A 24494-nucleotide genomic window follows, 5' to 3' on the forward strand; every position below is an offset into this window, starting at 1 on the left:
GTGACAGAACCCTCCGCGACCCCCGCGCCGCCGCTCAGCGCCGCCGAGCGCGCGTACCAGCACACCAAGGCGAAGATCCTCTCGGGGGAGGCGGCCGGCGGCGTGCTGCTGTCCGAGGGCGACGTCGCGGCGGAGCTCGGCATCAGCCGCACCCCCGTGCACGAGGCGTTCCTGCGGCTCGACGCCGAGCGGCTGCTCGCCGTCGCGCCGCGGCGGGGGGCCGCCGTCGTGCCGATGGCCCCCGACGAGGCGCGCGACGTGCTCGAGATGCGCGAGGCCGTCGAGCGTTCGACCGCCCGCCGCGCGCTGGCTCACGGGCGCCCTGCGGCCGCCGTCGTCGGCGAGCTGCGCACGCACCTCGACACGCAGCGACGCGCGGCCGCCGCGGACGACGTCCAGGCGTTCGTCGTGGCCGACTCGGCGTTCCACGGCGTGCTCGTCCGGGCGTCGCGCAACCAGACGGCGATCCAGTTCATGGGGCTGCTGCGCGACCGGCAGCTGCGGCTCATGTTCCAGCACCTGCACGTCGGGGCGGACGAGGTCGCGGCCGCGCTCGCCGAGCACGAGGCGATGCTCGCCGCCGTCGAGCAGGGCGACGCCGACACGTACTGCGACCTGCTGCACGACCACGTCCGCCGGCACCGGGGCGTCCTGTGAGGCGCCCGTGGCTCGGCGCGTTCGCCGCGCTGTTCGTCTCCTCGTGGGCCGGCAACCAGTTCACACCCGTGCTGCTCATGTACGAGGAGGTGCAGGGGTACGGCGACGCCACCGTCAACGCGTTCCTCGGCGTGTACGTGCTCGGCCTCGCGCCCGCGCTGCTCGTCGCCGGGACGCTCTCCGACCGGTTCGGCCGCCGCCCCGTGATGCTCGTGGGGACCGTCTGCGGCATGGTCGCGAGCGCCGTGCTCGCGCTCGGCGTCCTCGGCCCCGTCCCGATCTACGTGGGGCGGCTGCTCGCCGGCATCACGGTCGGGACGGCGACATCGGTCGGCACGAGCTGGATCAAGGAGCTCTCGCAGGTGCCCTACGACCGAGGGGCGGACGCCGGCTCGGGCGCGCGCCGCGCGTCCCTCGCGTTCACGCTCGGGTCCGCCCTGGGCGCGCTCGTCGCGGGGGCGCTGGCGCAGTGGGGCCCGTGGCCCGAGGTGCTGCCGTTCGTGGTGCACCTGGTCGTCACGGCGCCGTTCCTGCTGGTCGTGCTCCGCACGCCGGAGTCGAACGCGTTCGGCGGCGACGCCGGGCCGTGGTGGCGCGGGCTGCGGGTGCCCCCGGCGGGCCACCTCCGGTTCACGCGCGTGGTCGCGGTCGTCGCGCCGTGGATCTTCGTCGTCGCGGCGCTCACCTACGGGTACGCGCCGGTCCTGCTGCGCGACCAGACGCAGGGTTTCGGCGTGGCGTACGCCACGTTGCTCACCGTGGTGGCGCTCGGCGTGGCCGCCGTGGTGCAGCCCGCCGCCAAGCGGCTCGACGCCGTCGACTCCGCGCGCGGGCTGGCCGTCGCCGCCGGGGCCCTCACGCTCGCGGTGGCGTGCGTCGGCGCGGTGGTCGTGTCCGGCTCCCCGTGGTGGGGCGTCGGGGCCGCCGTCGTGGGTGGCGCGGGCATGGGGATCGGCCTGTCGTCAGGGCTCCTGGAGGTGCAGCGCATCGCCGGGCCGCGCCACCTCGCCGGCCTCACGGGCGTGTTCTACGCCGTCGCGTACGCCGGCTTCCTCACGCCCGCGATCATGGCCGCCATCACCCCGCCGTTCACGACGACGCAGCTCTTCGTCGTCCTCGTGGCGCTCGGCGCGGTGTCCACGGGCGTCGTGGTCGCGCACTACCGCAAGCACCTCCCGGGGGCCTGACCGGCCGTCGTCGACCCCGTCCCGGTCCCTGACGCATCGCGGGCGCATGGACCGGGGAGGGCGGTTTCCGACATAGTGGGTGCCGCTCGACGACCAAGGAGTGTCATGGCTGTGCGATTCAACCCGCCCCCGGGATGGCGGGTACCCCCGGGGTTCCGGCCCGACGCGGGGTGGGTCCCCGACCCCGCGTGGCCGCCCGCACCCCAGGGCTGGGAGTACTGGGTGGACGACGCCGCGCGTCCGGCCCGCCCCGAGACCCCGGCCGAGGCGACCACCGTCATGGCCCCCGTGCCCGCCTCCGTCACGTACGCACCGGCCGCCGTGACCACCGTCGCAGCCATGCCCCCGCAGCCCCCGCAGCCCCCGTCGCCCACGGCGACGTACGGCGCCCCTGTCGCGACCGTCTCGGCCCCGCCGCCCCCGCCGCCCGCGCCGCCCGCGGCGATCCCGGCCGCCGCTCCCCCGTACGGCCACCCCGGCGCCGAGGAGGACCGCGGAGCCGTCGCGACCGTCTCCGCCGCGCTCCGCACCGTCGGTGACCGGATCCGCACCAGCAGCGGGCGGCGGGCGGCGCGCCAGGCCGCGGACGAGGCCGAGGCCGAGCTCTCGGCCGGTCGCACGCGCGCCGGCTCCCGCGGGCGCGGCAAGCGGGGTGGCCCGCTGATCGCCGGCGTCGCCGTCGCGTGCCTGGCCCTCGGCTGCATCCTCGGCGTCTCCATCTCGATGGTGCGCAGCTCGGACGCCGCGCAGGCGCTCGTGGACGCCGACCGCATGGAGGCCGCGGCCGAGCAGGCCCAGGCCGAGGTGGACCAGCAGCGCCAGGACCTCAGCGCCCAGAAGGACGACCTCCAGAAGCGCGAGGAGTCGCTGAAGGAGCGCGAGCAGGCTGCCGAGGCCGCGGAGACCGAGCTCGCGAGCCAGAAGAAGGCGTTCGAGGACCAGCAGACCCAGAACCAGCAGCAGGCCGAGCAGCAGAAGCAGCAGGAGCAGCAGCAGCAGGACTCCGCGTGGTTCTACTGGGACTGCAACGCCGCCCGCCAGGCCGGCGCCGCACCCATCCAGAACGGCCAGCCCGCCTACCGTGGCGCGCTCGACCCCAACGGCAACGGCATCGCCTGCGAGGACGGCGAGTAGGCGCGACGGGCCGGACGGACCCGCGAGGGCTCATCGGCCGACGACGACCTCCGCGCGGGCGCCGTCGGTGAACGTGAGCTCCGCGGTGGGGCGCAGCGACGCCTCCCCGGGCGCCCAGACCGCCCACCAGCCGTCCTGGACGGTGGCCTCGACGCGCTCGCCCGAGGTGGTGGTGAGCGCGAACGACGCGACGTCGGACCCGGCGCGCCCGTAGGCGGAGGTGAGCGCGCCGTCGCCGGTGTCGCCCTCGGACCAGGACGCGGTGCCGGTCTGGACGGTCGTGACGTCGCGCGGCCCGGGCTCGCCGGGCACGGACCTCAGCACGGCGTCCCCCGCGACGACGTCGGTCGCGCCGGAGGCCTGCGTGGTGACCAGGCACTCGCCGATGGCGCTGTCGCCCGTGAGCAGCACGTACGTGTAGTCGCCGCGCTGCTCGGCCAGGACCGGGCTGATCGGCACGCTCTCGACCTGCGGGCCGTCGTCGCCCTCGGTGATCCGGTGCGCCACCGTGCCGCACGCCTGCGCGTCGGCGTCCATCGCGTCCGGAGCCACGGTGGCGGGGACGGAGGTCCACGACGCGTACGCGGCCTGCGACCCCGGCCACCACACCGTGGCGACGCCGGCCACCGCCACCACGGCGGCGGCCGCGGCACCCGCCAGGACGGCGGGGCGCGCGGAGCGACGGATCGGGGTGGCTCGCCGCGCCGTGCCGAGGATCGCCTGGAGCGCCTCGTCGTCGGGGCGGCCGGGCGCGCGGAGGTCGCGCGCCGGGTCGAGGTCGGCGAGGTCGACCATCATGGGGGACTTCATCGCGCCTCCTGGAGGTTGCGCAGGACGTCGGCGGTGTCGGGCTTCAGGCCCGAGTAGGCCAGCAGCCGCTTCCGGGCCCGGGTCAACCGGACCGAGAACGTGGACGGCCGGATCCCGAGGACCTTGGCGCCCTCGACGGCGGTGAGCCCGTCCCACGCGACCAGCGCGATGACCTCCCGGTCCGCGTCGGAGAGCATCTCCCAGGCCCGGCGCAGGTCGGTCCGGTCGGCGGCGAGGTCGTCGGTGCCCTCCTTGCCCGCCTCCGGCTCCCGCTCGAGCCGGACGCCCAGGGCCCGCCAGCGGCCGTGCGTGCGCAGGTGGGTCGCGAGCACGTTGCGGGCGACGCCGAGCAGCCACGGCTTCGGGTCGTCGGGCACGTCGCCGAGACGGCGCCAGGCGACCAGGAACGTCTCCGACACGACGTCGTCCACCAGCCCCGCCTCCACCCGACGCGCCACGAATCGTGTGACCACCTCGTGCTGCTCCACCCAGATCTGCGTCAGCAGCTCACGGGCGCGGGCGTCGTCCACGATGAAACCTTTCCGTCCTACCAGTGGAGTTGCCGCCAACCCCCCGAGTGCTACACCGTAGTCACCGCGGGGGTCGACGACGACGCCGCACCAGCGCGCCGGAGCCCAACCGAGGAGCGACATGAGCCGAGGCAGGACCGTCAGGAAGAACATCGCCGCAGGTCTGGGCGTCGCCGCTCTCGCGCTGGGGGTGACGCTCACGGCGGTCGCCCCGTCGCAGGCCGCGCCCACGGAGGAGAACCTGCCCGGCGTGCCCGCACCCGGCAGCCCCGCGGACGAGTGGGAGGCGTGGGCCGCGCAGGAGCGCGCCGCCGCCGAGGCCACCGACTGGGCGGCCGACTCGGAGGCTCGCGGGTGCACCCTGCAAGACGTCACGATCTCCGACGAGGTCGACCGCGACTACAACGTCGCGATGGGCGCGCCCGCCGACCTCGCGACGCACCGCGTCGACCTGCTCGAGGACTGCGGCGACGCCGCGACCGCCGTCGCCGGCGACACGGCCTCGCGGTCCGCGGCGTCCGGGGCGAGCACCCTGGCGCTGCCGTCCGGCAACCGGTGCGCGTCCACGTCCGGCCCGGGCACCATGTGCCTGTCGAAGAGCGGCAGCCGCATCTACGCGTCGTGGCAGTACCGCGGGTCGGGCTCCGTGACCGGGTTCCTGCGCATCTACCGCGTCTCGTCCGGCGCGAGCGGCTGCCCCACCGGCACCACCTGGCTGACCGGCGGCACCAGCACGTGGAGCAACGGCGACACCCGCACCATCTCCAAGACGCGCACCTCGGCCGGCGGCTACTCCGCGCACATCTGGAAGAAGGTCACCATCGGCCACACCGACTGGGGCGGCGTCTGCTCGGTGCTCTGACGCCCCGACCGACGACGGAAGGTGCCCGATGACGAGCGACCGGCTGGGCGTGGCGGTCTTCGTCGTGTGGACGGTGCTGCTGGTCGCCGTCCCCGTCGTCACGATCGTCGTCGCCGTGCGCCGACGCCGGCACGTCGGCGGCGGGCTCGTCGCCGTCACGGTGCTGGCGTTCGCCGTGCTCGGCGTCGGCTGGTGGCTGGTGCTGTCCCCCGTCCTGATCGACGGGGTCACCTGCATGTCGGGGTCGGCGGCTGCGGGACTCCTCGACGACAGCCTCGACATGACGGACGAGGGTGTCGCGCTCGCCGACCGCCTGGCGTGCCGCGACCTCGCGCGCCAGATCGTCGGCGGGTGGGCCCTCGCCGCGGCGGCCGCTCTGGCCCTGTGGGTCGTCGCCGTGGTGCGCGCCCCGCGCCTGGCCCGGCCGGGCCCGCCCCCGTGGACGCCGGCCGTCTGACGGCGCGACCGTCCCGCCGGTGCCCCGTCAGAGTCCCGCCAGAGCCCCCGTCAGAGCACGTGGGCGAGGAAGTCCCGCAGGCGCGGCTCGGAAGGGTTGTCCAGCACGTCGGCGGGCACACCCTCCTCGACGATGACGCCGTCGTCCATGAAGACGACATGGTCGGCGACCTCGCGGGCGAACCCGATCTCGTGCGTCACGACGATCATCGTCATGCCGGAGCGCGCCAGGTCCTGCATGACGGCGAGCACCTCGCCCACGAGCTCGGGATCGAGCGCGGAGGTGGGCTCGTCGAAGAGCATGAGCTCGGGATCCATGGCGAGCGCCCGCGCGATCGCGACGCGCTGCTGCTGGCCGCCCGACAGCTGCGCCGGGTAGAACTGCGCCCGCTCACCGAGGCCCACCCGGTCGAGGAGCTCCAGACCCTGGCGGCGGGCCTCCGCCCTGGACAGCCCGCGCACCTGGACGGGCGCCTCCATGACGTTCTCCAGCGCCGTCTTGTGCGGGAACAGATGGAAGCGCTGGAACACCATCCCGATGCGGGAGCGCTGCTTCGCGATCACCTTGGGGTGCAGGCGGTGCAGCACGCCCTTGTCGTCGCGGCGGTAGCCCATGAGGTCGCCGCCCACGTGGATGGACCCGGCGGTGATCTCCTCGAGCTCGTTCACGCAGCGCAGCAGCGTGGACTTGCCGGAGCCGGACGGCCCCAGCACCACGGTCACCGAGCCCCGCGGGACGTCGAGGGAGACGCCCTTGAGCACGTGCACGCCGTCGTGGCCGCGGCCGAACACCTTGTGCACGTCGCGGACCTCGACCATCACGGTGCCGGTCGCGCCCGCGCTCTCGCTCGTCGCGGTCATGGGGTCACCTCCAGGAAGGGGTCGTCCTTGGTGGTGCCGGACGCGCCGATGAGGTCCTGCTTGCGCGGCTTGCGGCCGGCCCGGGGGCCACGCCCGCCGGGCCCACCACGACCGGTGCGGCCGCCGTCGAACCCGCGGCCGTAGTACCGCTCGAGATAGTGCTGGCCGATCATGAGCACCGACGTGATGAGCAGGTACCAGAGCGCGGCGACGATGAGCAGCGGGATCGGCTGGAAGATGCGGCTGCCGATCTGGTTGGTGGCGTACGTGAGCTCGAGCGTGAACGGGATCGCCAGCACCAGCGACGTCGTCTTGAGCATGGAGATGGTCTCGTTGCCCGTGGGCGGCACGATGACGCGCATCGCCTGCGGCAGCACGATGCGGCGCAGGATCTTGGCGTCCTTCATGCCGAGCGCCTTCGCGGCCTCCGTCTGGCCGGGGTCCACCGACGACAGGCCGGCGCGGACGATCTCCGCCAGGTACGCGGACTCGTTGAACGCCAGTCCGATCAGCGCCGCCCAGAACGCCGTGATGACGTCCTGGGTGGTAAAGGTCCAGAACTCCGGACCGAACGGGATGCCGAGGGACAGCCGCGGGTACAGCACCGACAGCAGGCCCCAGAACACGAGCTGCGTGTAGATCGGGGTGCCGCGGAAGAACCAGATCCAGAACCACGACACCGACCGCATCACGGGGTTGTCGCTGCGCCGCATCACCGCCAGCAGCACGGCCAGCACGATGGCGATCGCCATCGAGCCGAACGTGAGGACGAGCGTCCAGCCCACGCCCCGCACGACGACGACGTCGCGCAGGTAGAGCCAGACCGTGTCCCAGCGGAAGTTGGGGTTGGTGACGAGCGCGTTGACGGCCATCGCCACGAGGACGAGGACGACCACGGCCGACACCCACCTGCCCGGCCGGGGCACCGGCCGGGCGTGCAGGGGCTCCGGCAGCTGGCCGGACGGTCGGTCTTCCATGCGGTTCAGCCTGCCGGGTTCAGCTCGGCCGTGTCGAGCACGGCCGCGCCGGAGCCCCAGGTGTCGGCGACCTGGGCGAGCACGCCGTCGTCCATGAGCTTCTGCAGCCCGGCCTGGACGGCCTTCGCGAGCTCCTCGTCGTCCTTGGCGACGACGACGCCGTACGGCGCGGCGTCCGTGATCTCGCCCAGCGCCTCGACGGAGCCGCCGGTCTGCTCGACGGCGTAGGCGATGATCGGCGAGTCCGCGTACATGGCCTGGAGCTTGCCGCCGGCGAGGTTGGTCGTGACGTCGGACTGCGAGTCGTAGGGCAGCACGTCGACGGCCTCCTTGCCCCCGTCCGTGCAGGCCTTGCTGAGCTCGGCCAGCTCGTCCTGCTGGATGGTGCCGGTCTGTACGCCGACGCTCACGCCGCACAGGTCGTCGGGCGAGACGCCCTCCGGGTTGCCCTTCGCCACGGCGTACTGCGAGCCCGCGGTGAAGTAGCTGACCATGTTGACCGTCTCGAGGCGCTCGGGCGTGACCGAGAACGCCGACATGCCCGCCTCGTACTTGCTGCCGATGGCGGGGATGATCGAGTCGAAGCCCGCGTTCTCGACCTGCAGCTCCAGGCCCATCGTCCTGGCGAGCGCCGTCGCGATGTCGATGTCGATGCCCACCGGCGTCGTGCCGTCCGCGTCGAGGAACTCGACCGGCGCGTACTGGAGGTTCGAGCCGAGCGTGAGCTTGCCGTCCTCGGCCACGGCGTCCGGGACCAGCGCGGCGACGGCGTCGTCCTTCTGGATCGCGTCGAGGTCGACGGCGGCGGAGGTGCTGTCCTCGGACGCGCCCGGCGTCTGGCCGAGGTCCTGCGAGGCCGTGGTGCAGCCCGTGAGGGCGAGGACGGCGACGGCCGAGGTGACGACGGTCGCCGCGAGGGTGTGGCGGGTGCGCATGGTGGGCTCCGAGGATCGTGCGGGGGGTCGATGCATGAGTATGCAGCCCGAGGAATTATTCTCCAAACCGCCTGGTGACGAACCCGACTCGCGGGGCCCGTTCCGGGGCATGCCTCCACCCTTACACTCGGACCGCACCCCGGCTCCCGCCTCCTGCGCGGTCCGGACCGGCGACGTCGCCGGTCGAGCGGGTGCCCCCCTTGTCGGCCGCGCCGCCGCGGCCCCGTCTCGCCTGCCCGATCTCGTCCCAGGAGTGATGTATGCCGCGCACCCGTCCGTCGTCCCTCGCCACGCCCGCCTCGAGGCTCGCCCTCGGCGGCCTCGCCGTCGCCGTCGGCCTGTCGGGCTGCGCGACGTCGGCCGGCGGCGGGGGCGACGACGGCGGCGACGGCACGCGCGTGGTGCTCGCCGACGCGCAGCCGCTGGGCGGCTACAACCCGGTCAACGGGTACGGCGAGCCGGGCGTCTCCCCGCTCTACGACGGGCTGCTGCGCCCCGCGTCGTCGGGCGACGACCGCCTGCCCGAGCTGGAGCCCGCGCTGGCCGCCGAGGCGCCGGCCGTGAGCGACGACAGCACGGTGTGGGACGTGACGCTGCGCGAGGGCGTGACCTTCTCCGACGGCACGACCCTCGACGCCGCCGACGTGGTCGCGACGTACGAGGCGGTGCTCGACCCGGAATCGGCGTCCGAGGTGGCGGGCGCGTACCGGATGATCGGGTCGGTCGCGGCGACCGACGACCGGCACGTCCGGTTCACGCTCACGCACCCGTACTCGGCGTTCGCGTCGCGGCTGACGCTGGGGATCGCGCCGTCGGAGCGGCTCGACGGCGGCCCGGCCCGCGACTCCACGCTCAACACCGAGCCGGTGGGCACCGGCCCGTACCTGCTCACGCGCCTCGACGCCGACCAGGCGGTGTTCGCCGCCAACCCCGGCTACTGGGGCGGAGCGCCCCAGGTCACGGAGCTCGTCACGCTGTACCTGCCGGACGACAACGCGCGCGCCCAGCGGGTCCGGGCGGGCGACGTCGACGGCACGGTGCTGCCGCCCGTGCTGGCCGCGTCGTTCGAGGACGAGTCCGGGCTGCGGGTGCAGCCGGTGCGGACGGCGGACTGGCGCGGCGTCTCGCTGCCGGTCGAGAACGCGTTCGCGAGCGACCCCGCCGCGCGCCGGGCGATGAACCTCGCCGTCGACCGGGCCACGATCGTGGACGGCGTGCTCGCCGGCCACGGCAGCCCCGCCGCGACGCCCGTCAGCGCCGTCTACGGGGACGCGTTCGCCGCCGGCGCCACGTTCCCCTTCGACCGGACCCGCGCGGAGCGGCTGCTCGACGACGCGGGCTGGCGGCCCGCCGCCGACGGCGTCCGCGCCCGGGACGGCGAGCGGGCGGAGTTCGACCTCTACTACCTGGCGTCCGACAGCCTGCGCCGTGACATGGCGGCCGCCTTCGCCGCCGACATGGCGACGATCGGGGTCGACGTCACGCTGCGCGGCGGCGACTGGCCCGAGCTGGACCGGCACCTCACGGACGCCGCGATCCTGCTGGGCGGCGGCGAGCGCCCGTACGACCTCGACACCCAGCTGTTCGACGTGCTGCACACGCGCGCCGACGACACGTCCCCCTACGACAACCCGGGGGACGTCGAGATCCCCGGCGTCGACGCGCAGCTCGACCGCGCCCGCGCCAGCCTCGACCCCGACGAGCGCACCGCCGCGTACCGGGCCGTCCAGGAGGCGTACGTGCAGCACCCGACGCACGTGTTCCTCGCGTTCGTCGAGCACACGTACGTGACGCGGGACGACGACGCCGACGGCGCCGGGACCGGCTGGGACCGCGGACCGCTTGTGCTGGAGCCGCACGCGCACGGCGTCTCGTGGGGCCCGTGGTGGCACGTCGCGGGCTGGCGGCGGTGAGCGGCCGGGGCCCGCGATGAGGGCCGCGGCCCTCGCGCGCCGGTCGGGCGACCTGCGCCGCGTCACGCTGCGCGCCGCCGCGTTCGGGGTGCCCGTGCTGCTCGCCGTCTCCGCGCTGGTGTTCGTGCTGGCCGAGCACTCGCCGCTCGACCCGCTCGCCGCGTACCTCGGCGCGCGCTACCAGGACACGTCGGCGGCCGACCGGGCGGCGCTGAGCAGCACGCTCGGCCTCGACCTCCCGTGGTGGCACGGCTGGCTCGCCTGGGCGGGCGACCTGCTGCACGGCGACCTGGGCTGGTCGCGCGTGTTCACGATGCCGGTCGCGGACGTGTTCGCGCAGCGGGTCGGGTGGACGCTGCTCCTGTCCGGGACGGCGCTGGCGATCGCCCTCGTGCTGGGCGTCGTGCTGGGGCTGGTCGCGGGCACGCGACCCGGCGGGCGGCTCGACGCCGCGCTCAGCGGGCTCGCCGTGCTGCTGCAGTCCGTGCCGCCGTTCGTCGTGGCGCTCGGCGCGGTGCTGGTCTTCGCGGTCACCCTCCAGGCGGCACCCGTGGCAGGCGTCGCCGAGCCCGGCGCCCTGCCGACCGTCGCGGGCGTGACGGCGCACCTCGCCCTCCCGGCCGCGGTGCTCGCCGCGACCATGCTGCCCTGGATGCTGCTCGGCGTCCGCACCGCCGCCGCCCGCGCCGCGGCGTCCGACGCCGTGCGCGGCGCGCGTGCCCGGGGCCTGCCCCCGCGCACGGTGCTGACCCGGCACGTGCTGCCGGTCTCGCTCGGCCCGCTCGTCATGGTGGTGGGCGCGCGCGTGCCGGAGCTCGTCGTCGGGGCCGTGCTGGTGGAGGAGGTCTTCGGCTGGCCCGGCATCGCCGGCGCCGTCGTGTCGTCCGCGCAGGCGCTCGACCTGGCGCTCCTCGCGGCGCTGACGGTCGTGACGACGGCGGCCGTGCTGATCGGCTCCTACCTCGCCGACGTCGCGCAGCTGCTGCTCGACCCGCGGGTGGTCGTCGATGCGTGACGCCCGCCGGTTCCTGCCGCCCGCGATCCTCCTCGCGCTCCTGGTCGCGTACGCCGTCCTGGTGCCCCTGCTCGCGGGCCCGACGTCGGTCGACTTCGGCGCCGCGCTGCGACCGCCGAGCTTCGCGCACCCGTTCGGCACCGACCACTCCGGCCACGACCTGTTCGTGCGCGTGGCGCAGGGGCTGCGCGTGTCGCTGGTCGTCGCGCTCGGGTGCGCCGCCGTCGCCGTCGCGGTGGGCGTGAGCGTCGGGGCCGTCGCCGCGGCGCGCGGCGGCCTGGTCGACGCCGCCGTGATGCGGGCGACGGACGGCGTGAACGCGCTGCCGCACCTGCTGCTCGGCATCGTGGTCGTCGCGTTCTTCCCGGGCTCGCTCGTCGCGATCATGGCGTCGATCGCGGTGACGCACTGGCCCCAGGTCGCGCGCGTGGTGCGGGCCGAGATGCTGGCGGTGCGGTCGTCGGCGTACGTCGACGCCGCGTACCTGGCGGGCGCCACCCGCAGGCAGGTGGCCCGCGAGCACCTGGTCCCCGCCGCGTCCCCGCAGGCGCTCGTCGCGCTGGTCATGCTGGTGCCCCACGCCGTCTGGCACGAGGCCACGCTGAGCTTCCTCGGCCTGGGCCTGCCTCCCGACCGCGCGAGCCTCGGCACCCTGCTCGAGATCGCCCGCGGCGACGTGCTCACCGGCGCCTGGTGGACGCTCGCCTTCCCCGCCGGCGTGCTCGTGCTGACCACGCTGGCCGTGTCCGGCGTCGCGCGCGCGGCCCGGCAGCCGGTCGAGCGCCGCGAGCGGGCGTCCGGCCCCCTGTCCGGGCCTGGAGGGCGCCGGACGCCCGCTCATCGCCCCACGGCGACGGCGGACGACGCGCCCGTCGTGCGGGTGCGCGGCCTCACGCTGCGGCTGCCCGCGGACGGGCGATGGGTGCACGCCGCCACCGACGTCGAGCTGACGCTGCGCGCCGGCGAGATCACCGCGCTGGTCGGCGAGGCGGGCTGCGGCAAGTCCGTGCTCGCGTCGGCGCTGTGCGGGCTGCTGCCGCCCGGCACCCGCGCCACGGGGTCCGTTCGGGTGGCGGGCGACGAGCTGCTCGGCGCGCCCGAGCGCCGCTGGCGGGACCTGCGGGGTCGGGTGGTGGGGCTGTCGCTGCAGTCCGCCGCCGCCTCGTTCACCCCCGTGCGCACCGTCGGCGCGCAGCTCGCCGAGACGCTCGCGGCGCTCGGGGCGGCGTCCGAGGACCCGGAGTCGACCGTGCCCGACCTGCTGGCCCGCGTCGGGCTCCGTCCGGACGACGGCGACCGGTACCCGCACGAGCTCTCCGGCGGGATGGCGCAGCGCGCCGCCCTCGCCGCGGCGCTGGCCGGCGACCCGGCCGTGCTCCTCGCCGACGAGCCCACCGCGGGCCTCGACCCCGAGCTCGCCGCGCAGGTGCTGGGCGTGCTGCGCGAGGTCGCCGACGCCGGCGCCGCCGTGCTGCTCGTCACCCACGACCTGCAGGCGCTGGAGACGTCGGGCGTCGCGGACCGGCTCGCCGTCATGTACGCGGGCCGGGTGGTCGAGGAGGGCGGCGCCGACGGCGTGCTGCGCGCGCCGCGCCACGACTACACGGCCGCGCTGCTCGGTGCGCTGCCGTCGCGCGGGCTCGTGCCCGTCCCCGGCACCCCGCCCGAGCTGACGGACCTCGACCCGGCGACGTCGTTCGCCGACCGGCTCGGGGCCGCCGGCCAGGCCGCGCACGTCGTCGAGGAGGAGGTGCCTGATGGCGCTCGTCGCTGACGGCGTGAGCTGCTGGTACCCCGCCGGCGCCCCGCGCCCGGCCGGCGCCCTCGTGCTGGACCGCGTGAGCCTCGCCGTCGAGCCGGGGCGGATCGTCGGGCTGACCGGCCCCTCGGGGGCGGGGAAGTCGTCGCTCGGGCGCATCCTGTGCGGGCTGCAGCCGGCGCAGGAGGGCGCCGTCCTCGTGGACGGCGAGCCCGTGCCGACGCGGCGGGGCCGCATGACCGGCGTCGTCGGGCTGCTGCACCAGTCGCCGCGGGCGGCGACGAGCCCGCGGCTGACGCTCGGCGCGATCGTCGCGGAGCCGCTGCCGCGCCGCGAGCGCGGTGCCTCGGCCGGGCGGGCGCGGGTGGCGGGCGCCGCGCGCCGGGTCGGCCTGACGCCGGACCTGCTGGGCCGGCTCCCGGCGCAGGTCTCCGACGGCCAGCTCCAGCGCGCCTGCCTCGCCCGCGCGCTGCTGGCCGCGCCGCGCTACCTCGTCGCCGACGAGCCCACCGCCATGCTCGACGCCGCCACCACCGCCGCCGCCGCGCAGGTGCTGCGGGAGCTCGCCGCCGCCGGCGCCGGCGTGCTGCTGGTCTCCCACGACCACCCGCTGGTCGACGCGCTCGCCGACGAGCGGGTGCTGCTGCCAGGTGACGTAGCCAGGTGACGTAGCGAATCGTCGTCGTCCTGCGCGCTGACGGCGACGAATCGCTACGTCGGCGGCGCGAGCCGCGCCGCGGCGAGGCGGGCGGCAGCGCGGAGCTCCTCGCGGCCGGCACCCAGCTCGGCGCGGACCGCGAGGCCGTGCCAGAGCGTCTGGACCAGCCCGGTCAGGGTCCCCGCGTCCGTGCCCGCCGGCGCGTCGCCGTCCACGACCGCCCGCTCGACCCGGGCGCGGAGCAGCGCCTCGTCGGCCCCCTGCGCCTCGACGACGAAGGCCCGGACGTCCAGCGTCGCCGACGTGTCCGCCATCGCGGCGCTCGTCGTGAGGCACCCGGGCTGGTCGTCCGGCCGGGTGAACTCGTCGACGGAGCCGACGAGGACCCGCTCGATCACCCCGGCCAGGTCCGGTTCCTGGACGGCGCGCGCGTAGACGTCCCCGTACCGGCCCGTGTGGGCGCGCACGGCCTCGTCGAACAGCCGCTCCTTGGAGCCGAAGGCGGCGTAGAGGCTCGAGCTGGAGATCCCGAGGGCCGTGGTGAGCATGCGCGTCGACGTGCCGGAGTAGCCGTGCCGCCAGAAGAGACGCGCCGCGTCCCGCAGCGCGAGGTCGCGGTCGAAGGTACGGGGGCGTCCGGCGGCTCGGGTGGGCACCTTGTGATTCTAGAGCGATCGATGCAGAATCCGAGTTATGGAGCGAACGCTACAGAAATGGGTGACCGTGCGGGACGGCGGCCGGGTCGCCGTCGACGTCTACGGGGAGCCCGACGACGACGCGATCGTGCTGGTCCCGGGGGTCCTGAGCGACGCCGCCGCCTGGGGCCCGGTCGCGCGGGCCCTGGAGGGCTGGGCGACGGTCGCCGTCGTGAACCGCCGGGGCCGGCACCCGTCGAGCCCCCTCCCTACCGGCTACTCGCTGCGGACCGAGCTCGACGACCTCGCCGCCGTGCTCCGCGGGTTCACGCGCGTCCGCACGCTGTTCGGCTGGAGCTACGGGGGCCTGATCGCGCTGCACCTCGCGGGCAACGAGCCGGTGCCGCACGTCGTCGCCTACGACCCGGTCGCCCGGCCGTTCGGGGCCGACGCGCTCGCCGCGCTCGGGCAGGCCGCGGCGGACGAGGACGACGATGCCACCGTCGAGATCGTCCTCGGCCGGGTCTCCCGCCTGGAGGCCCGGGACGTCGCGGCCCTGCGGGCCGACCCGACCGCCTGGGCGACGATGACGCGGCTCGCCGCACCGGTGCACGCCGAGACCGCCGCCCTGAACGCCACGGCCCTGCCGGAGGGGCTGGCGGGCCGGGCGGGCCGGGTCGACCTCGTCGTCGGCGGGGCCCACCGGGGCCGACCGCCGTACGGGACGACGTTCGACGACGTCCGACGGGTCGTTCCCCACGCGACGACGCACGTGCTCCCCGGGCAGGGTCACCTGGCACACCTCGACGCGCCGCGGCAGCTCGCCGCGTGGATCACCGGCACGGCGACGGTCACGACGACGTAGCGAGCAGGGTCGGCGGGTACGGTCACCCGGTGACCCCGGCCTCCATCGCGCTCGTGCTGACGGCGGCGGTGCTGCACGCGATCTGGAACGTCGCCGCCAAGAGCGTCACCGGCGACTCGCGCGTCTTCGTCTGGCTCTACGCCACCGCGTCGGCGGTGCTGTGGGTGCCGGTGGGCCTGGTGATCCTGGCCCGCGACGGCTGGCCCGACCTCGGCGCCCTCCTGCTCGCCGGTGCGGTCTCCGGCGTGCTGCACAACCTCTACGGCGTGGCCCTCAACACCGGCTACGCCCGCGCCGACCTGGGCATCGTCTACCCGACGGCGCGCGGCACGGGCCCGCTGCTCACGATGCTCGTGGCGCTGGTGGTGCTCGGCGAGCACGTCGACGCCGTCAACGTGGTGGGCGGCCTGGTCGTGATCGCGGGCGTGGCGGTGGTCGCGAGCTCCGGCGCGTCGGGCGTGGACGCGTCGCGAGGCCTCGCGGGGGTCCGCTGGGGTCTCGCGACCGGCGCCGCCATCGCCGCGTACACGCTCTGGGACGGGCACGCCGTCACGACGCTCGCCCTCGACCCGGTGGCCTACTTCGCGTGCAACGCCGTGTGGCAGTCGCTCACGCTGGCGCCGGTGCTGCGCGACCGCGGCCGCCGCGCGGAGGCGGTCCGCATGAGCCGGCGGCACGTCCGGGCGATCGCGCTGGTCGCGGTGCTGTCGCCGCTGGGGTACATCCTCGTGCTGGTCGCGATGCAGACGTCGCCGATCGCCCTGGTGGCGCCGGCCCGCGAGTCGAGCATCGTCGTGGGCACGCTGCTCGCGTGGTGGCTGTTCAAGGAGCCGCGGCCGGCCGTGAAGATCGTCGGGTCGCTCGTCGTCGTGGCCGGCATCGCGCTGCTCGCGCTCTGAGAGGTCGCGTCGTACCCGGTGTCAGGCCGCGACGAGCGGGCGCCACCGCGCCCACGTCGCGTCGACGACGGCGTCCGCCTCGTGCGCGTGCGGCGCCAGCACGCGCCCCAGCGCGCCCGGGCCGGCGAGGAGCGTCTCGCCCTCCCCGTCGGCGGCGTCCGGCCGCGTGCCGAGCAGCATGACGGAGGCGACGACGCGGTGCGCGCCGACGACGCCGGGCGAGGCGGCGAGCCACGGGTCGCGCAGGTCGAGGTCTTCGACCAGCAGCGGTCGGCCGTCCAGCCGCGCCCGGAACCGGGACCGCAGCGGGCCTCCGCCGGGCTCGTCCGCGCGGCCGAGCACCAGCGTCTCGCTGATGAGCGCCCGGGCGCCGGCGGCGAGCTCGACGGCGGTGCCGCGCTCGACGTCGGCCCCCGCCGTCACGACGAACGGCGCGCCCTTCCACACGAGCGCGCCGCCCTCGCCGACCGTCGCGTGCACGGCCCAGGACGCGCCGTCGCCGCCGCGCACGTCGTACGCGACGACGCCGGACGGCTCGATGAGCTCGAGCACGACGCCCGCCCCCACGCGCAGCTCGACCCGCACGTCGTCCCCCGCGAGCAGCAGGGCGAACGTGCCGACCAGCGCGACGCGCGCGAGCGGGCCGTCGACCAGCACCGGCCGCGGGCGCAGGTGCACGCTGCCGACGAGCTCGACGAGGCGGGCGCGCCCGTCCACGAGCTCGACGGTCACGCGCGCCGCGCCCGCCGTGCCTTCCGCCGCATCACGCGCCGTGCCGCGGTCGGTGCCGGTCGACGCGGTCACGCGTGCGCGTGCGTGGTGCCGTCGGCGTGGGTGTGGGGCGCCATCGGGCCCGGGTCCTGCGCCACGTGCCGGCCCGCGCGGAAGCTGCGCAGCACCTCGCGGGCCCAGTCGCCCAGGCGCGTCACGGACTCCGGGTCGCGCTGGCTCAGCGCGAGCACCGGGCGGCCGTCGCGGGCCGACGTCGCGTCCGCGACCATCTGCTCCGCGTCCACGCCGACGTACGGGGCGAGGTCGGTCTTGTTGACGACCAGCAGGTCCGCGCGCTCGATGCCGGGGCCGCCCTTGCGGGCCACGTCGCCGCCGCCCGCGACGTCGAGCACGAAGATCTGCGCGTCCACCAGCGCCGGGCTGAAGGTCGCGGTGAGGTTGTCGCCGCCGCTCTCCACGACGACGAGGTCGAGCGGCGCGAACCGCTCCTCGAGGTCCTCGACCGCCAGCAGGTTGGGCGTGACGTCGTCGCGGATGGCGGTGTGCGGGCACGCGCCGGTCTCGACGGCGTGGATCCGCTCGACCGGCAGCACGCCGGCGGACCGCAGGTAGCGCGCGTCCTCGTCCGTGTAGATGTCGTTGGTGACGACGGCCATGCTCAGCTCGTCCGCGAGCTCGCGGCACAGCGTGGCGAGGATCGTGGACTTGCCGACGCCGACCGGGCCGGCGACGCCGAGGCGCAGCGCCCGGGCGGGTGCGGCGTGGTCGTGGGTGGGGGTGTGGTTCTCAGGCAACGAAGATTCTCCTGGTTCTGTGCTGATGGGTGAGCGACCAGCCCTCCGCCTGGGGGGCGGTGGTCGCGGGAAGGTCGTCGGGGTGCGGGACGGCGACGGCGGCGCGCACCAGGGCGGCGACGTCCGGCTCGGCGGCGAGCACCCAGGCCGCCGCGTCCGCCGGGTCGCCGGGCTCGAGCTTGAGCGCCGCGGACGCCACGGCCTGCGCGTCGTCGTAGAGGCTCGCCCGTGCGGTCGCCTCCGCGTCGACGCCGAGTGCGGCGGCCACGCACCCGAGCGCGACGGGCCGCAGCGGCGCCCGGCCCAGCGCGCGCAGCGCGACGGTGGCCGGGTGGTCCGGACGGAGCCGCTCGCCGAGGCGCGCCAGGCCGCGGCCGAGCACGCCCTGCACGTCGCGCAGGGGCGCGCTCGGCGTGCGGGCCGCGAGCGCCTCCTGGACGTCGTCGAGCCCGAACCCGGCGTCCGACGTCGCGGCACGGTGCGCGAGCACCGACGCGGCGGCGTCCACGAGCCCGACCGTGCGCAGCCGGGCGCGCAGGTACCGGGGCACGTCGGCCTGCGTCATGCCGTCCGCGAGGCCGGGCTCGAGGCCCGCCGAGTACACGAGGCCGCCCACCGGGAGCCGGCCGTCGGCGAGCAGCAGCGCGCCGAGGCCGGCCGCCCCGGCGGGAGCAGCGGTGCTGGTCAAGCTGCTCGCCATCTAGAACATCGAGTACCGCTGGGCCAGCGGCACCACGTCCACGGGCTGGGCCCGCACGGGCTCCCCGTCGATGCTGATGGCGAACGTCTCCGGGTCGACGTCGATGCGCGGCAGCGCCGTGTTGTTCGGCATGTCGAGCTTGGTGACGTCGCGCGTCGGGCGGATCGCCTCCAGCCGGCGCCGCAGCCCCAGCCGCTCCTCCAGCCCGTCGTCGAGCGCGGCCTGCGCCACGAAGGTCACGGACAGGCCGGGCGCCGACGACGCCTGCGCCGCGAGCGCGGGCCGCATGAAGACCGGCTGCGGCGCGGGCACCGCGCCGTTCGGGTCGCCGAGGGGTGCCGCGACGACCGCGCCGCCCTTGATGACGGCGGCCGGGCGGATGCCGAAGAACGCCGGGTCCCACAGCACCAGGTCGGCCAGCTTGCCCGCCTCGACGGAGCCGACCTCGTGGTCGATGCCGTGCGCCACGGCCGGGCAGATCGTGTACTTCGCGACGTACCGGCGGGCTCGCTCGTTGTCCGCCGGCAGGCTGGAGCCGAGCGTGCCGAACCGGTTCTTCATCACGTGCGCCACCTGCCAGGTGCGGCAGATCAGCTCGCCGATGCGGCCCATGGCCTGCGCGTCCGTCGACGTGATCGACAGGGCGCCCATGTCCTGCAGGACGTCCTCGGCCGCCATCGTCGACGCGCGGATCCGCGACTCGGCGAAGGCGAGGTCCTCCGGCACGCGCGGGTTGAGGTGGTGCACCACCAGCAGCATGTCGAGGTGCTCGTCCACCGTGTTCACGGTGAACGGGAGCGTCGGGTTGGTCGACGCCGGCAGGATGTTGCGCTCCCCCGCCGTGACGATGATGTCGGGCGCGTGCCCGCCGCCCGCGCCCTCGGCGTGGAAGACGTGGATGCCGCGCCCGCCGATCGCCTCCAGCGTGTGCTGCACGTACCCGGTCTCGTTGAGGCTGTCGGCGTGCAGCGCCACCTGGAGGCCGAACTCGTCCGCCGCGCGCAGCGCCGCGTCGATCGCCGCCGGGGTGGCTCCCCAGTCCTCGTGCACCTTGTAGCCGCCGGCGCCCGCGAGGGCCTCCTCGGCCAGCGCGTCCTGCGAGACGGTGCTGCCCTTGCCGAACAGCAGCACGTTGAGCGGCAGGTCGTCCAGGGCGCGGTGCATCATCGCGAGCGACCGGGCGCCCGGCGTCACCGTGGTGGCCTTGGACCCCTCCGTCGGGCCGGTGCCGCCGCCCACCACCGTCGTCGTGCCGGTGACGAGCGCCTCGCGCATCTCGATCTCGCTGAGGAAGTGCACGTGCGTGTCGACGGCGCCGGCGGTGAGGATCTTGCCCTCGCCCGCGATCACGTCCGTGCTCGGCCCGATCCGCAGGTCGGGGTGCACGCCGTCCATGACGTCGGGGTTGCCGGCCTTGCCGATCGCCACGATGCGGCCGTCGCGCACGCCGACGTCGGCCCGCACGATGCCCCAGTGGTCGAGGATCAGGACGTTGGTGATCACCAGGTCCGGCGCGCCCTCGGAGCGCAGCGTGACGCCCTGGCCCATGGACTCGCGGATGGTCTTGCCGCCGCCGAACGTCGCCTCGTCGCCGCCCGCGGTGAGGTCCTGCTCGACCTCGATCCACAGGTCCGTGTCCGCGAGGCGCACCTGGTCGCCCGTCGTCGGGCCGTACAGCTGCGCGTACGCGCGCCGGTCGATCTGGGTCACCGGTCCTCCTCCGTGGTCGTCGGGCCGTTCGTCGGGCCGTTCGTCGGGCCGTTCGTCGGGTGGGTGGGGGGGCTGGACTCAGGATCGGTGGGCTCGACGTCGGCCGGGTCGCCGTCGTGCGCCTCGACCTCGCCCACGCGCATCGGCGTGGCCGACGCGTTCTGCGGCTCCGGGACGTCCACGCCGGGCGTGCCGAACGGCACCACCGGTCGCGGCTCGCGCTCGACGGACTCCGGCTCGCGCGACAGGTCGCGGATCTGCAGGCCGGGCACGAAGCGCCGGCCACCGAGGGCGACGAGGTGCACCGTGCGGCTCACGCCCGGCTCCAGCCGGACCGACGTGCCCGCGGGCACGTCGAGGCGGAACCCGCGGGTGGCCTCACGGTCGAAGCGCAGCGCCGGGTTCGCGTCGGGCAGGTGCAGGTGGGAGCCGATCTGGACGGGGCGGTCGCCGCCGTTGAGGATCACGACGCTCTGGCGCTCGCGGCCCGCGTTCAGCTCGAGCGGCTCGGGGCGGGTGCGGATCTCGCCGGGGATCACTGGATCGGCTCCGTGATCGTCACGAGCTTGCGCCCGTCGGGGAAGGTGGCCTCGACCTGGAGGTTGGGGATCATCTCCGGGATCCCGTCCATCACCTCGTGGCGGCCGAGCACGGTGCGGCCGTCGTTCATCAGGTCGGCGACCCGTGCGCCCTCCCGCGCGCGCTCGATCACCCAGCAGGACAACAACGACACGGCCTCCGGATGGTTGAGGAGGACCCCTCGCTCTCGGCGGTCACGGGCCACCATGCCCGCGACGCTCAGCAGGAGCTTTTCCGTGTCGGACGGCAACAGCTGCATCAATCACCTCTCTGGAGTTCTCTCCTCTCTTACACGTTCGGTATACCCCCCGGCAAACCCCCGAGGTGCCGTGTGGCCAGCGTCTCCATATGCTCCGAAGATGATCAGGTTCCTGCTCCGCACGGCCGTGTTTCTGCTGGCGGCGACGGTAGGGGTGCTCGTCGCCGCAGGGATCTTCGCCGCCTTCGACCTGCAGACGTTCTCCATCAACTGGTCGGAGCCGCTCGGCTTCATCCTCGCCATCGTCATCTTCGCCGTGGCGCAGGCGATCATCTCCCCGTTCCTCACCAAGGCAGCCCGGAACAACGCCCCCGCGCTCGTCGGCGGCGTCGGCCTGCTCTCGACGTTCGTCGCCCTCATCGTGGCGGTGGTCTTCACCGACGGGCTCGACGTCGGCGGCGTCGCCGGCTGGATCATCGGCCCGGTCATCGTGTGGCTGGCGGGCATGCTCGCGGCCTTCGTCCTGCCGCTCTTCCTCCTCAAGGAGGGCGTGGAGAAGGTCCGCGAGAACCGCGACGACGACTGACCTGCCGGGCAGGTCAGGACGCGAGCAGGCGGCCCACCAGCCCGCCGTGCAGGCGGCCCTCGGGGTCGAACCGCGCGGCGAGGCGCCGGAAGTCGTCGAACCGGGGGAACATCGCCGTCGTCGTCGGCGCGTCGAGCGTGCTGACCTTGCCCCAGTGCGGCCGGGCCCCCAGCGGCACCAGCGCCTGCTCGACGGCGGGCAGCACGGCCCGCACCTCGTCCTCGCGCGGCAGCCACGTGAAGTGGAAGCCCACCGAGGGCTCGTCGAACGGGCTGAGCCACAGGTCGTCGGCGGCGACGGTGCGGATCTCGCTGGTCTGCAGCAGCGGCGCCACCGTCGGGCCGAGGCGGCGCATCGCCTCGATCGCGGCGGCCGCGTTGCGGCGCGGCAGCAGGTACTCCGACTGCACCTCGTCGCCGGCCGACGGGGTGAACTCCAGCCGGAAGTGGCTCAGCCGCTCGTGCCACGGCCCGTCCACGCCGAGCTGCTCGGTGCACGCCGACGGGTCCACGCCCGGCAGCGGGTGCACCGGCACGTCCGACCAGCGCAGGAAGTCGGGGGCGAGCCCGCGCACCTCGGGCCGGTCGGCGCGGGCCACGGACTTGAACCACACGTGGCGGACGGCCGGCTCGTCCCAGCTGGTGAAGGCGCTCACCGAGTACGCGGCGGACGTGATCGCGTCGAAGCTCGCGACGAACGTGTCCCACGGGACCTCCGCCGCGACGTCCTGCCGCACCAGGTATGCCGGGACCGTCCGCAGCTCGACGCGCGTCACGACGCCCAGCGCCCCGAGCGACACGACCGTGCCGGGGAAGACGTCGGGGTCGCTCGCGCGCGTGATGCGCCGCAGCTCGCCGCCCGGCGTCATGATCTCCAGGCCCTCGACCGCGCTCGCGAGGCTCTGGTTCGTGTCGCCGGAGCCGTGCGTGGCCGTGGCGACCGCACCCGCCACCGAGATGTGCGGCAGGGACGCCAGGTTCCCCAGCGCGCGTCCGGTGGCGTGCAGGGCGCGGGACACCTCGCCGTAGCGCAGGCCCGCGTTCACGGACACGACGTCGCCCTCGGCCCCGTCGTCACCGGTCAGCGGCTCCACCGCGGGGCGGCCGTCGTCGAGACCGTCCACCTGGACGTGCACGCCGTCCGTGTCGGCGACGTCGTTGAACGAGTGGCGCGACCCCAGCGCGCGCACCGGTCCGCCGGCGGTGAGCACGTCGGCGAGCTCCTCCAGCGACGCGGGGCGCACGACGGAGCGTGCGGAGTACGTGAGGTTGCCGGCCCAGTTGAGATGCACGGCACCACCCTGCCATCCGGACGGCGCGCGCGGCGGCCCGGTCCAGGTTCAGTCCAGGTACGCGTCGAGGTCCGCGACGGCGGCGTCCAGCGCGGCCCGCTCGGCCGGGGCCGGGTCGCGCAGCCACTGCACGTCGACGCGCTGCCCGACGCCCGCCGGCCAGCGCCAGCGCCCGGCGACGACGCCGTCCACCGCCGCCGAGTGCACGTACGCCCCGGCGCGGTCCTGCGGCGGCAGGGCCGGGTCGAGCACGACGTGCCGGGTCTCGCGGTACGACATCAGCAGCTCGTCGTAGGCCTGCAGCAGGTCGGCGACCGGACCGTCCTCGGCCGCCCGGTCGGCCCCCGGGTCGGCCCCCGGGTCGGCCCCCTGGTCGGCCCCCGGGTCGGCCCCCTGGTCGGCCGGGGGCGCCCCGCCGGCCCACCGGGCGGCGGTGGCGGCCGTCGCGACGAGGGTCAGGCCGTCGAGGTCGCCCGTGCCCGCCACCTGGACCACCTCCCCCGCGTCCGTCAGCGCCGCGAGCGCCGGCGCGAGGTCGCGGACGGTGACGTCGGCCCACAGCCGCAGGTCGTTGAGGGTCGCGAAGCCGCGGCCGGGCAGGTAGCGGCGCCACAGCTCGACGACGGCCGCCTCGGCGTCGAACCGCTCGCCCAGCGGGCCGTAGCCGGCGGGCACGCGGTCGTCGAAGGTCGCGTACGACTGGTGCTGCAGCTCCTTGCCGACGGGCGGCGGCCCGCTGATCACGAGGCGCTGCAGCTCCGCGTGCATGAGCATCTGGGTGAACGCGAGGCCGGGCGCGTCGGGGTCGAGCACGCCACGGGCGACCAGCTCGGCCTTGATCTGCGCGCGCGTGCGCGGCCCGTCCGCGACCGCGGCGGCGACCGCGTCCGTGCCAGGGCCCAGGTCGCCGAGGTCCCACGACCGCTCGGTCGACGCCATCAGCCTCTCGACGCGCGGCGCGCTGAGCTCGAGCAGCCACCGCGCGTCGCGCGGCCGCACCAGGTGCCAGGTGGGGCGCAGCAGGTGGGTGCGCAGCAGCTCGCCGTCGGCGAGCGCCGCGTTGAGGGCGGCGCGGCCGGGGCGCGCGGACGGCGTCACCCGCCGCGAGAGGCCCCACAGCGCGGGCTGCAGCTCCTGCCCCTGCACCGCGAGGAGCGCGTCCACGACGGCGGGCGCGTCGGGCAGGCGCTGCTCGCGCAGACCGGTGGCGGCGAGGCGCGCGGCCCGGACGGTGCTCTCGTCGACGCCGCTGTCGAGCTGGGCGGCCACCCGCTCAGCCGGCCCGGCCGGCGGGCGCCGCCTCCGCGAGGGGGATGCGGCCGCCCATGCCGACCATGTCCAGCACCTCCGCGACCGCCTCGGACGGTTGGTACAGGCTCACGGACGTGCCGGTCTCCTGGCCCAGCATGTACACCTGCAGGATGAACGCGACCCCGGACGAGTCGATGAACGTGACGTCCCGGGTGTCCAGCACGATGGGGTGCGCGCTGCCCCGCGCCGCCAGCGCCGCCATGGCGTCGCTCGCCGCCTCGCGCAGCGCCGCGTCGACCTCGCCCCACAGGGTGAGGACCGTCGCCTGGTCGGTGGTACGGGACGCGATCCCCGAGCTCGGGCCCGGATCGCTGCTGCTGTCGATGTCCATGTGGTCGTGATGCTCCCGTGCGTGGGGCCGTGCGGCCTGGGGACGCCGTCTGCGTCCTCTCTGTACAGCGAACGGCCCGCGTCGAGTGTTCCCCCGTCAGGCGGATTC

The 24494-nt window shown here is 75.4% G+C and carries 27 protein-coding genes; 12 read left to right on the forward strand and 15 right to left on the reverse strand.

The features are described from left to right. The 3 genes from ACFQ8Y_RS12690 (at position 1) to ACFQ8Y_RS12700 (ending at position 2978) form a co-directional block, all read left to right on the forward strand. Entirely contained in the window at positions 1 to 657 is a 657-nt protein-coding gene (locus tag ACFQ8Y_RS12690) for a GntR family transcriptional regulator (protein ID WP_430585662.1), read from the forward strand. Next, a complete protein-coding gene (locus tag ACFQ8Y_RS12695) occupies positions 654 to 1844 on the forward strand; it encodes an MFS transporter (RefSeq protein ID WP_430562537.1) in 1191 nt (396 codons plus the stop codon). Before ACFQ8Y_RS12690 ends, ACFQ8Y_RS12695 begins: the two co-directional genes overlap by 4 nt. A gap of 105 nt (positions 1845 to 1949) precedes the next feature. Then, entirely contained in the window at positions 1950 to 2978 is a 1029-nt protein-coding gene (locus ACFQ8Y_RS12700; RefSeq protein WP_430585663.1) for an excalibur calcium-binding domain-containing protein, read from the forward strand. Positions 2979 to 3008: 30 nt separating this feature from the next. On the opposite strand, the gene ACFQ8Y_RS12705 is transcribed toward ACFQ8Y_RS12700, so the two are convergent. Then, positions 3009 to 3788, reverse strand: coding sequence for a hypothetical protein (locus tag ACFQ8Y_RS12705; RefSeq protein WP_430585664.1), 780 nt, complete (start codon positions 3786 to 3788; stop codon positions 3009 to 3011). Then, positions 3785 to 4318, reverse strand: coding sequence for an RNA polymerase sigma factor (locus tag ACFQ8Y_RS12710; protein ID WP_430562540.1), 534 nt, complete (start codon positions 4316 to 4318; stop codon positions 3785 to 3787). The genes ACFQ8Y_RS12705 and ACFQ8Y_RS12710 overlap by 4 nt, the downstream gene beginning before the upstream one ends. Before the next feature lie 121 nt (positions 4319 to 4439). Here ACFQ8Y_RS12710 and ACFQ8Y_RS12715 point away from each other — a divergent pair, with 121 nt between their 5' ends. Together ACFQ8Y_RS12715 and ACFQ8Y_RS12720 are read left to right on the forward strand one after the other, a co-directional pair. Then, complete coding sequence (locus ACFQ8Y_RS12715; protein WP_430550911.1) at positions 4440 to 5180, forward strand: hypothetical protein; 741 nt, start codon at positions 4440 to 4442, stop codon at positions 5178 to 5180. 28 nt (positions 5181 to 5208) lie between these two features. Then, positions 5209 to 5637, forward strand: coding sequence for a hypothetical protein (locus ACFQ8Y_RS12720; RefSeq protein WP_430585665.1), 429 nt, complete (start codon positions 5209 to 5211; stop codon positions 5635 to 5637). A gap of 50 nt (positions 5638 to 5687) precedes the next feature. Here ACFQ8Y_RS12720 and ACFQ8Y_RS12725 read toward each other — a convergent pair whose 3' ends face one another. Genes ACFQ8Y_RS12725 through ACFQ8Y_RS12735 form a run of 3 tightly spaced genes read right to left on the reverse strand, consistent with a single transcriptional unit; the run spans position 5688 to position 8409 of the window. Continuing rightward, positions 5688 to 6497: an amino acid ABC transporter ATP-binding protein gene (locus ACFQ8Y_RS12725; RefSeq protein WP_430585666.1), complete on the reverse strand. Its 810-nt coding sequence runs from the start codon at positions 6495 to 6497 to the stop codon at positions 5688 to 5690. Continuing rightward, a complete protein-coding gene (locus ACFQ8Y_RS12730) occupies positions 6494 to 7474 on the reverse strand; it encodes an amino acid ABC transporter permease (protein ID WP_430550908.1) in 981 nt (326 codons plus the stop codon). The genes ACFQ8Y_RS12725 and ACFQ8Y_RS12730 overlap by 4 nt, the downstream gene beginning before the upstream one ends. Before the next feature lie 5 nt (positions 7475 to 7479). Next, positions 7480 to 8409: an ABC transporter substrate-binding protein gene (locus tag ACFQ8Y_RS12735; RefSeq protein WP_430585667.1), complete on the reverse strand. Its 930-nt coding sequence runs from the start codon at positions 8407 to 8409 to the stop codon at positions 7480 to 7482. 260 nt (positions 8410 to 8669) lie between these two features. On the opposite strand from ACFQ8Y_RS12735, the gene ACFQ8Y_RS12740 reads away from it, so the two are divergent. The 4 genes from ACFQ8Y_RS12740 to ACFQ8Y_RS12755 are packed head-to-tail and all read left to right on the forward strand — an operon-like array spanning position 8670 to position 13763. Then, the gene (locus ACFQ8Y_RS12740) at positions 8670 to 10322 is read left to right on the forward strand and encodes an ABC transporter substrate-binding protein (protein WP_430585668.1); all 1653 of its coding nucleotides are present in this window, start codon (positions 8670 to 8672) and stop codon (positions 10320 to 10322) included. 16 nt (positions 10323 to 10338) lie between these two features. Beyond that, positions 10339 to 11337, forward strand: coding sequence for an ABC transporter permease (locus tag ACFQ8Y_RS12745; protein ID WP_430585669.1), 999 nt, complete (start codon positions 10339 to 10341; stop codon positions 11335 to 11337). Beyond that, a complete protein-coding gene (locus ACFQ8Y_RS12750; protein ID WP_430585670.1) occupies positions 11330 to 13111 on the forward strand; it encodes a dipeptide/oligopeptide/nickel ABC transporter permease/ATP-binding protein in 1782 nt (593 codons plus the stop codon). Before ACFQ8Y_RS12745 ends, ACFQ8Y_RS12750 begins: the two co-directional genes overlap by 8 nt. Further along, complete coding sequence (locus ACFQ8Y_RS12755; protein ID WP_430585671.1) at positions 13095 to 13763, forward strand: ATP-binding cassette domain-containing protein; 669 nt, start codon at positions 13095 to 13097, stop codon at positions 13761 to 13763. Before ACFQ8Y_RS12750 ends, ACFQ8Y_RS12755 begins: the two co-directional genes overlap by 17 nt. A 44-nt stretch (positions 13764 to 13807) precedes the next feature. Here ACFQ8Y_RS12755 and ACFQ8Y_RS12760 read toward each other — a convergent pair whose 3' ends face one another. Further along, complete coding sequence (locus ACFQ8Y_RS12760; RefSeq protein WP_430550902.1) at positions 13808 to 14410, reverse strand: TetR/AcrR family transcriptional regulator; 603 nt, start codon at positions 14408 to 14410, stop codon at positions 13808 to 13810. A gap of 37 nt (positions 14411 to 14447) precedes the next feature. Between ACFQ8Y_RS12760 and ACFQ8Y_RS12765 the strand changes: the two genes are divergently transcribed. Further along, positions 14448 to 15254, forward strand: a complete 807-nt coding sequence (locus ACFQ8Y_RS12765) for an alpha/beta fold hydrolase (protein ID WP_430585672.1) — start codon at positions 14448 to 14450, stop codon at positions 15252 to 15254. A 29-nt stretch (positions 15255 to 15283) separates the two neighbouring features. Further along, on the forward strand, positions 15284 to 16153 hold the full coding sequence (locus tag ACFQ8Y_RS12770; RefSeq protein WP_430585673.1) for an EamA family transporter: 870 nt from the start codon (positions 15284 to 15286) through the stop codon (positions 16151 to 16153). 21 nt (positions 16154 to 16174) lie between these two features. On the opposite strand, the gene ACFQ8Y_RS12775 is transcribed toward ACFQ8Y_RS12770, so the two are convergent. The 6 genes from ACFQ8Y_RS12775 to ACFQ8Y_RS12800 are packed head-to-tail and all read right to left on the reverse strand — an operon-like array spanning position 16175 to position 20927. Beyond that, positions 16175 to 16957 (reverse strand): urease accessory protein UreD, encoded by a 783-nt coding sequence (locus tag ACFQ8Y_RS12775; RefSeq protein WP_430585674.1) that lies wholly within the window; start codon positions 16955 to 16957, stop codon positions 16175 to 16177. After that, a complete protein-coding gene (gene ureG, locus ACFQ8Y_RS12780; protein ID WP_430550898.1) occupies positions 16954 to 17679 on the reverse strand; it encodes an urease accessory protein UreG in 726 nt (241 codons plus the stop codon). Before ureG ends, ACFQ8Y_RS12775 begins: the two co-directional genes overlap by 4 nt. After that, complete coding sequence (locus ACFQ8Y_RS12785; RefSeq protein WP_430585675.1) at positions 17672 to 18379, reverse strand: urease accessory protein UreF; 708 nt, start codon at positions 18377 to 18379, stop codon at positions 17672 to 17674. Before ACFQ8Y_RS12785 ends, ureG begins: the two co-directional genes overlap by 8 nt. Then, entirely contained in the window at positions 18380 to 20089 is a 1710-nt protein-coding gene (locus tag ACFQ8Y_RS12790) for an urease subunit alpha (protein WP_430585676.1), read from the reverse strand. It abuts the gene before it with no gap. Next, a complete protein-coding gene (ureB, locus tag ACFQ8Y_RS12795) occupies positions 20086 to 20628 on the reverse strand; it encodes an urease subunit beta (protein WP_430585677.1) in 543 nt (180 codons plus the stop codon). The genes ACFQ8Y_RS12790 and ureB overlap by 4 nt, the downstream gene beginning before the upstream one ends. Further along, complete coding sequence (locus ACFQ8Y_RS12800) at positions 20625 to 20927, reverse strand: urease subunit gamma (RefSeq protein WP_430550894.1); 303 nt, start codon at positions 20925 to 20927, stop codon at positions 20625 to 20627. The genes ureB and ACFQ8Y_RS12800 overlap by 4 nt, the downstream gene beginning before the upstream one ends. A 100-nt stretch (positions 20928 to 21027) precedes the next feature. On the opposite strand from ACFQ8Y_RS12800, the gene ACFQ8Y_RS12805 reads away from it, so the two are divergent. Continuing rightward, the gene (locus ACFQ8Y_RS12805; RefSeq protein ID WP_430550893.1) at positions 21028 to 21453 is read left to right on the forward strand and encodes a hypothetical protein; all 426 of its coding nucleotides are present in this window, start codon (positions 21028 to 21030) and stop codon (positions 21451 to 21453) included. A gap of 13 nt (positions 21454 to 21466) precedes the next feature. Here the strand turns inward: ACFQ8Y_RS12805 and ACFQ8Y_RS12810 are convergent, their stop codons facing one another. From ACFQ8Y_RS12810 to ACFQ8Y_RS12820, 3 genes are read right to left on the reverse strand one after another with little or no spacing between them, the layout of a single operon-like run. Next, complete coding sequence (locus ACFQ8Y_RS12810) at positions 21467 to 22744, reverse strand: FAD-binding protein (RefSeq protein WP_430562551.1); 1278 nt, start codon at positions 22742 to 22744, stop codon at positions 21467 to 21469. Between the two features lie 48 nt (positions 22745 to 22792). Further along, complete coding sequence (locus tag ACFQ8Y_RS12815) at positions 22793 to 24013, reverse strand: DNA glycosylase AlkZ-like family protein (protein ID WP_430585678.1); 1221 nt, start codon at positions 24011 to 24013, stop codon at positions 22793 to 22795. 4 nt (positions 24014 to 24017) lie between these two features. Continuing rightward, positions 24018 to 24386 (reverse strand): STAS domain-containing protein, encoded by a 369-nt coding sequence (locus ACFQ8Y_RS12820; protein WP_430550890.1) that lies wholly within the window; start codon positions 24384 to 24386, stop codon positions 24018 to 24020. Positions 24387 to 24494: the final 108 nt, after the last annotated feature.

It is taken from the genome of Isoptericola sp. NPDC056605, from assembly GCF_042792795.1.
Lineage (GTDB): Bacteria > Actinomycetota > Actinomycetes > Actinomycetales > Cellulomonadaceae > Isoptericola.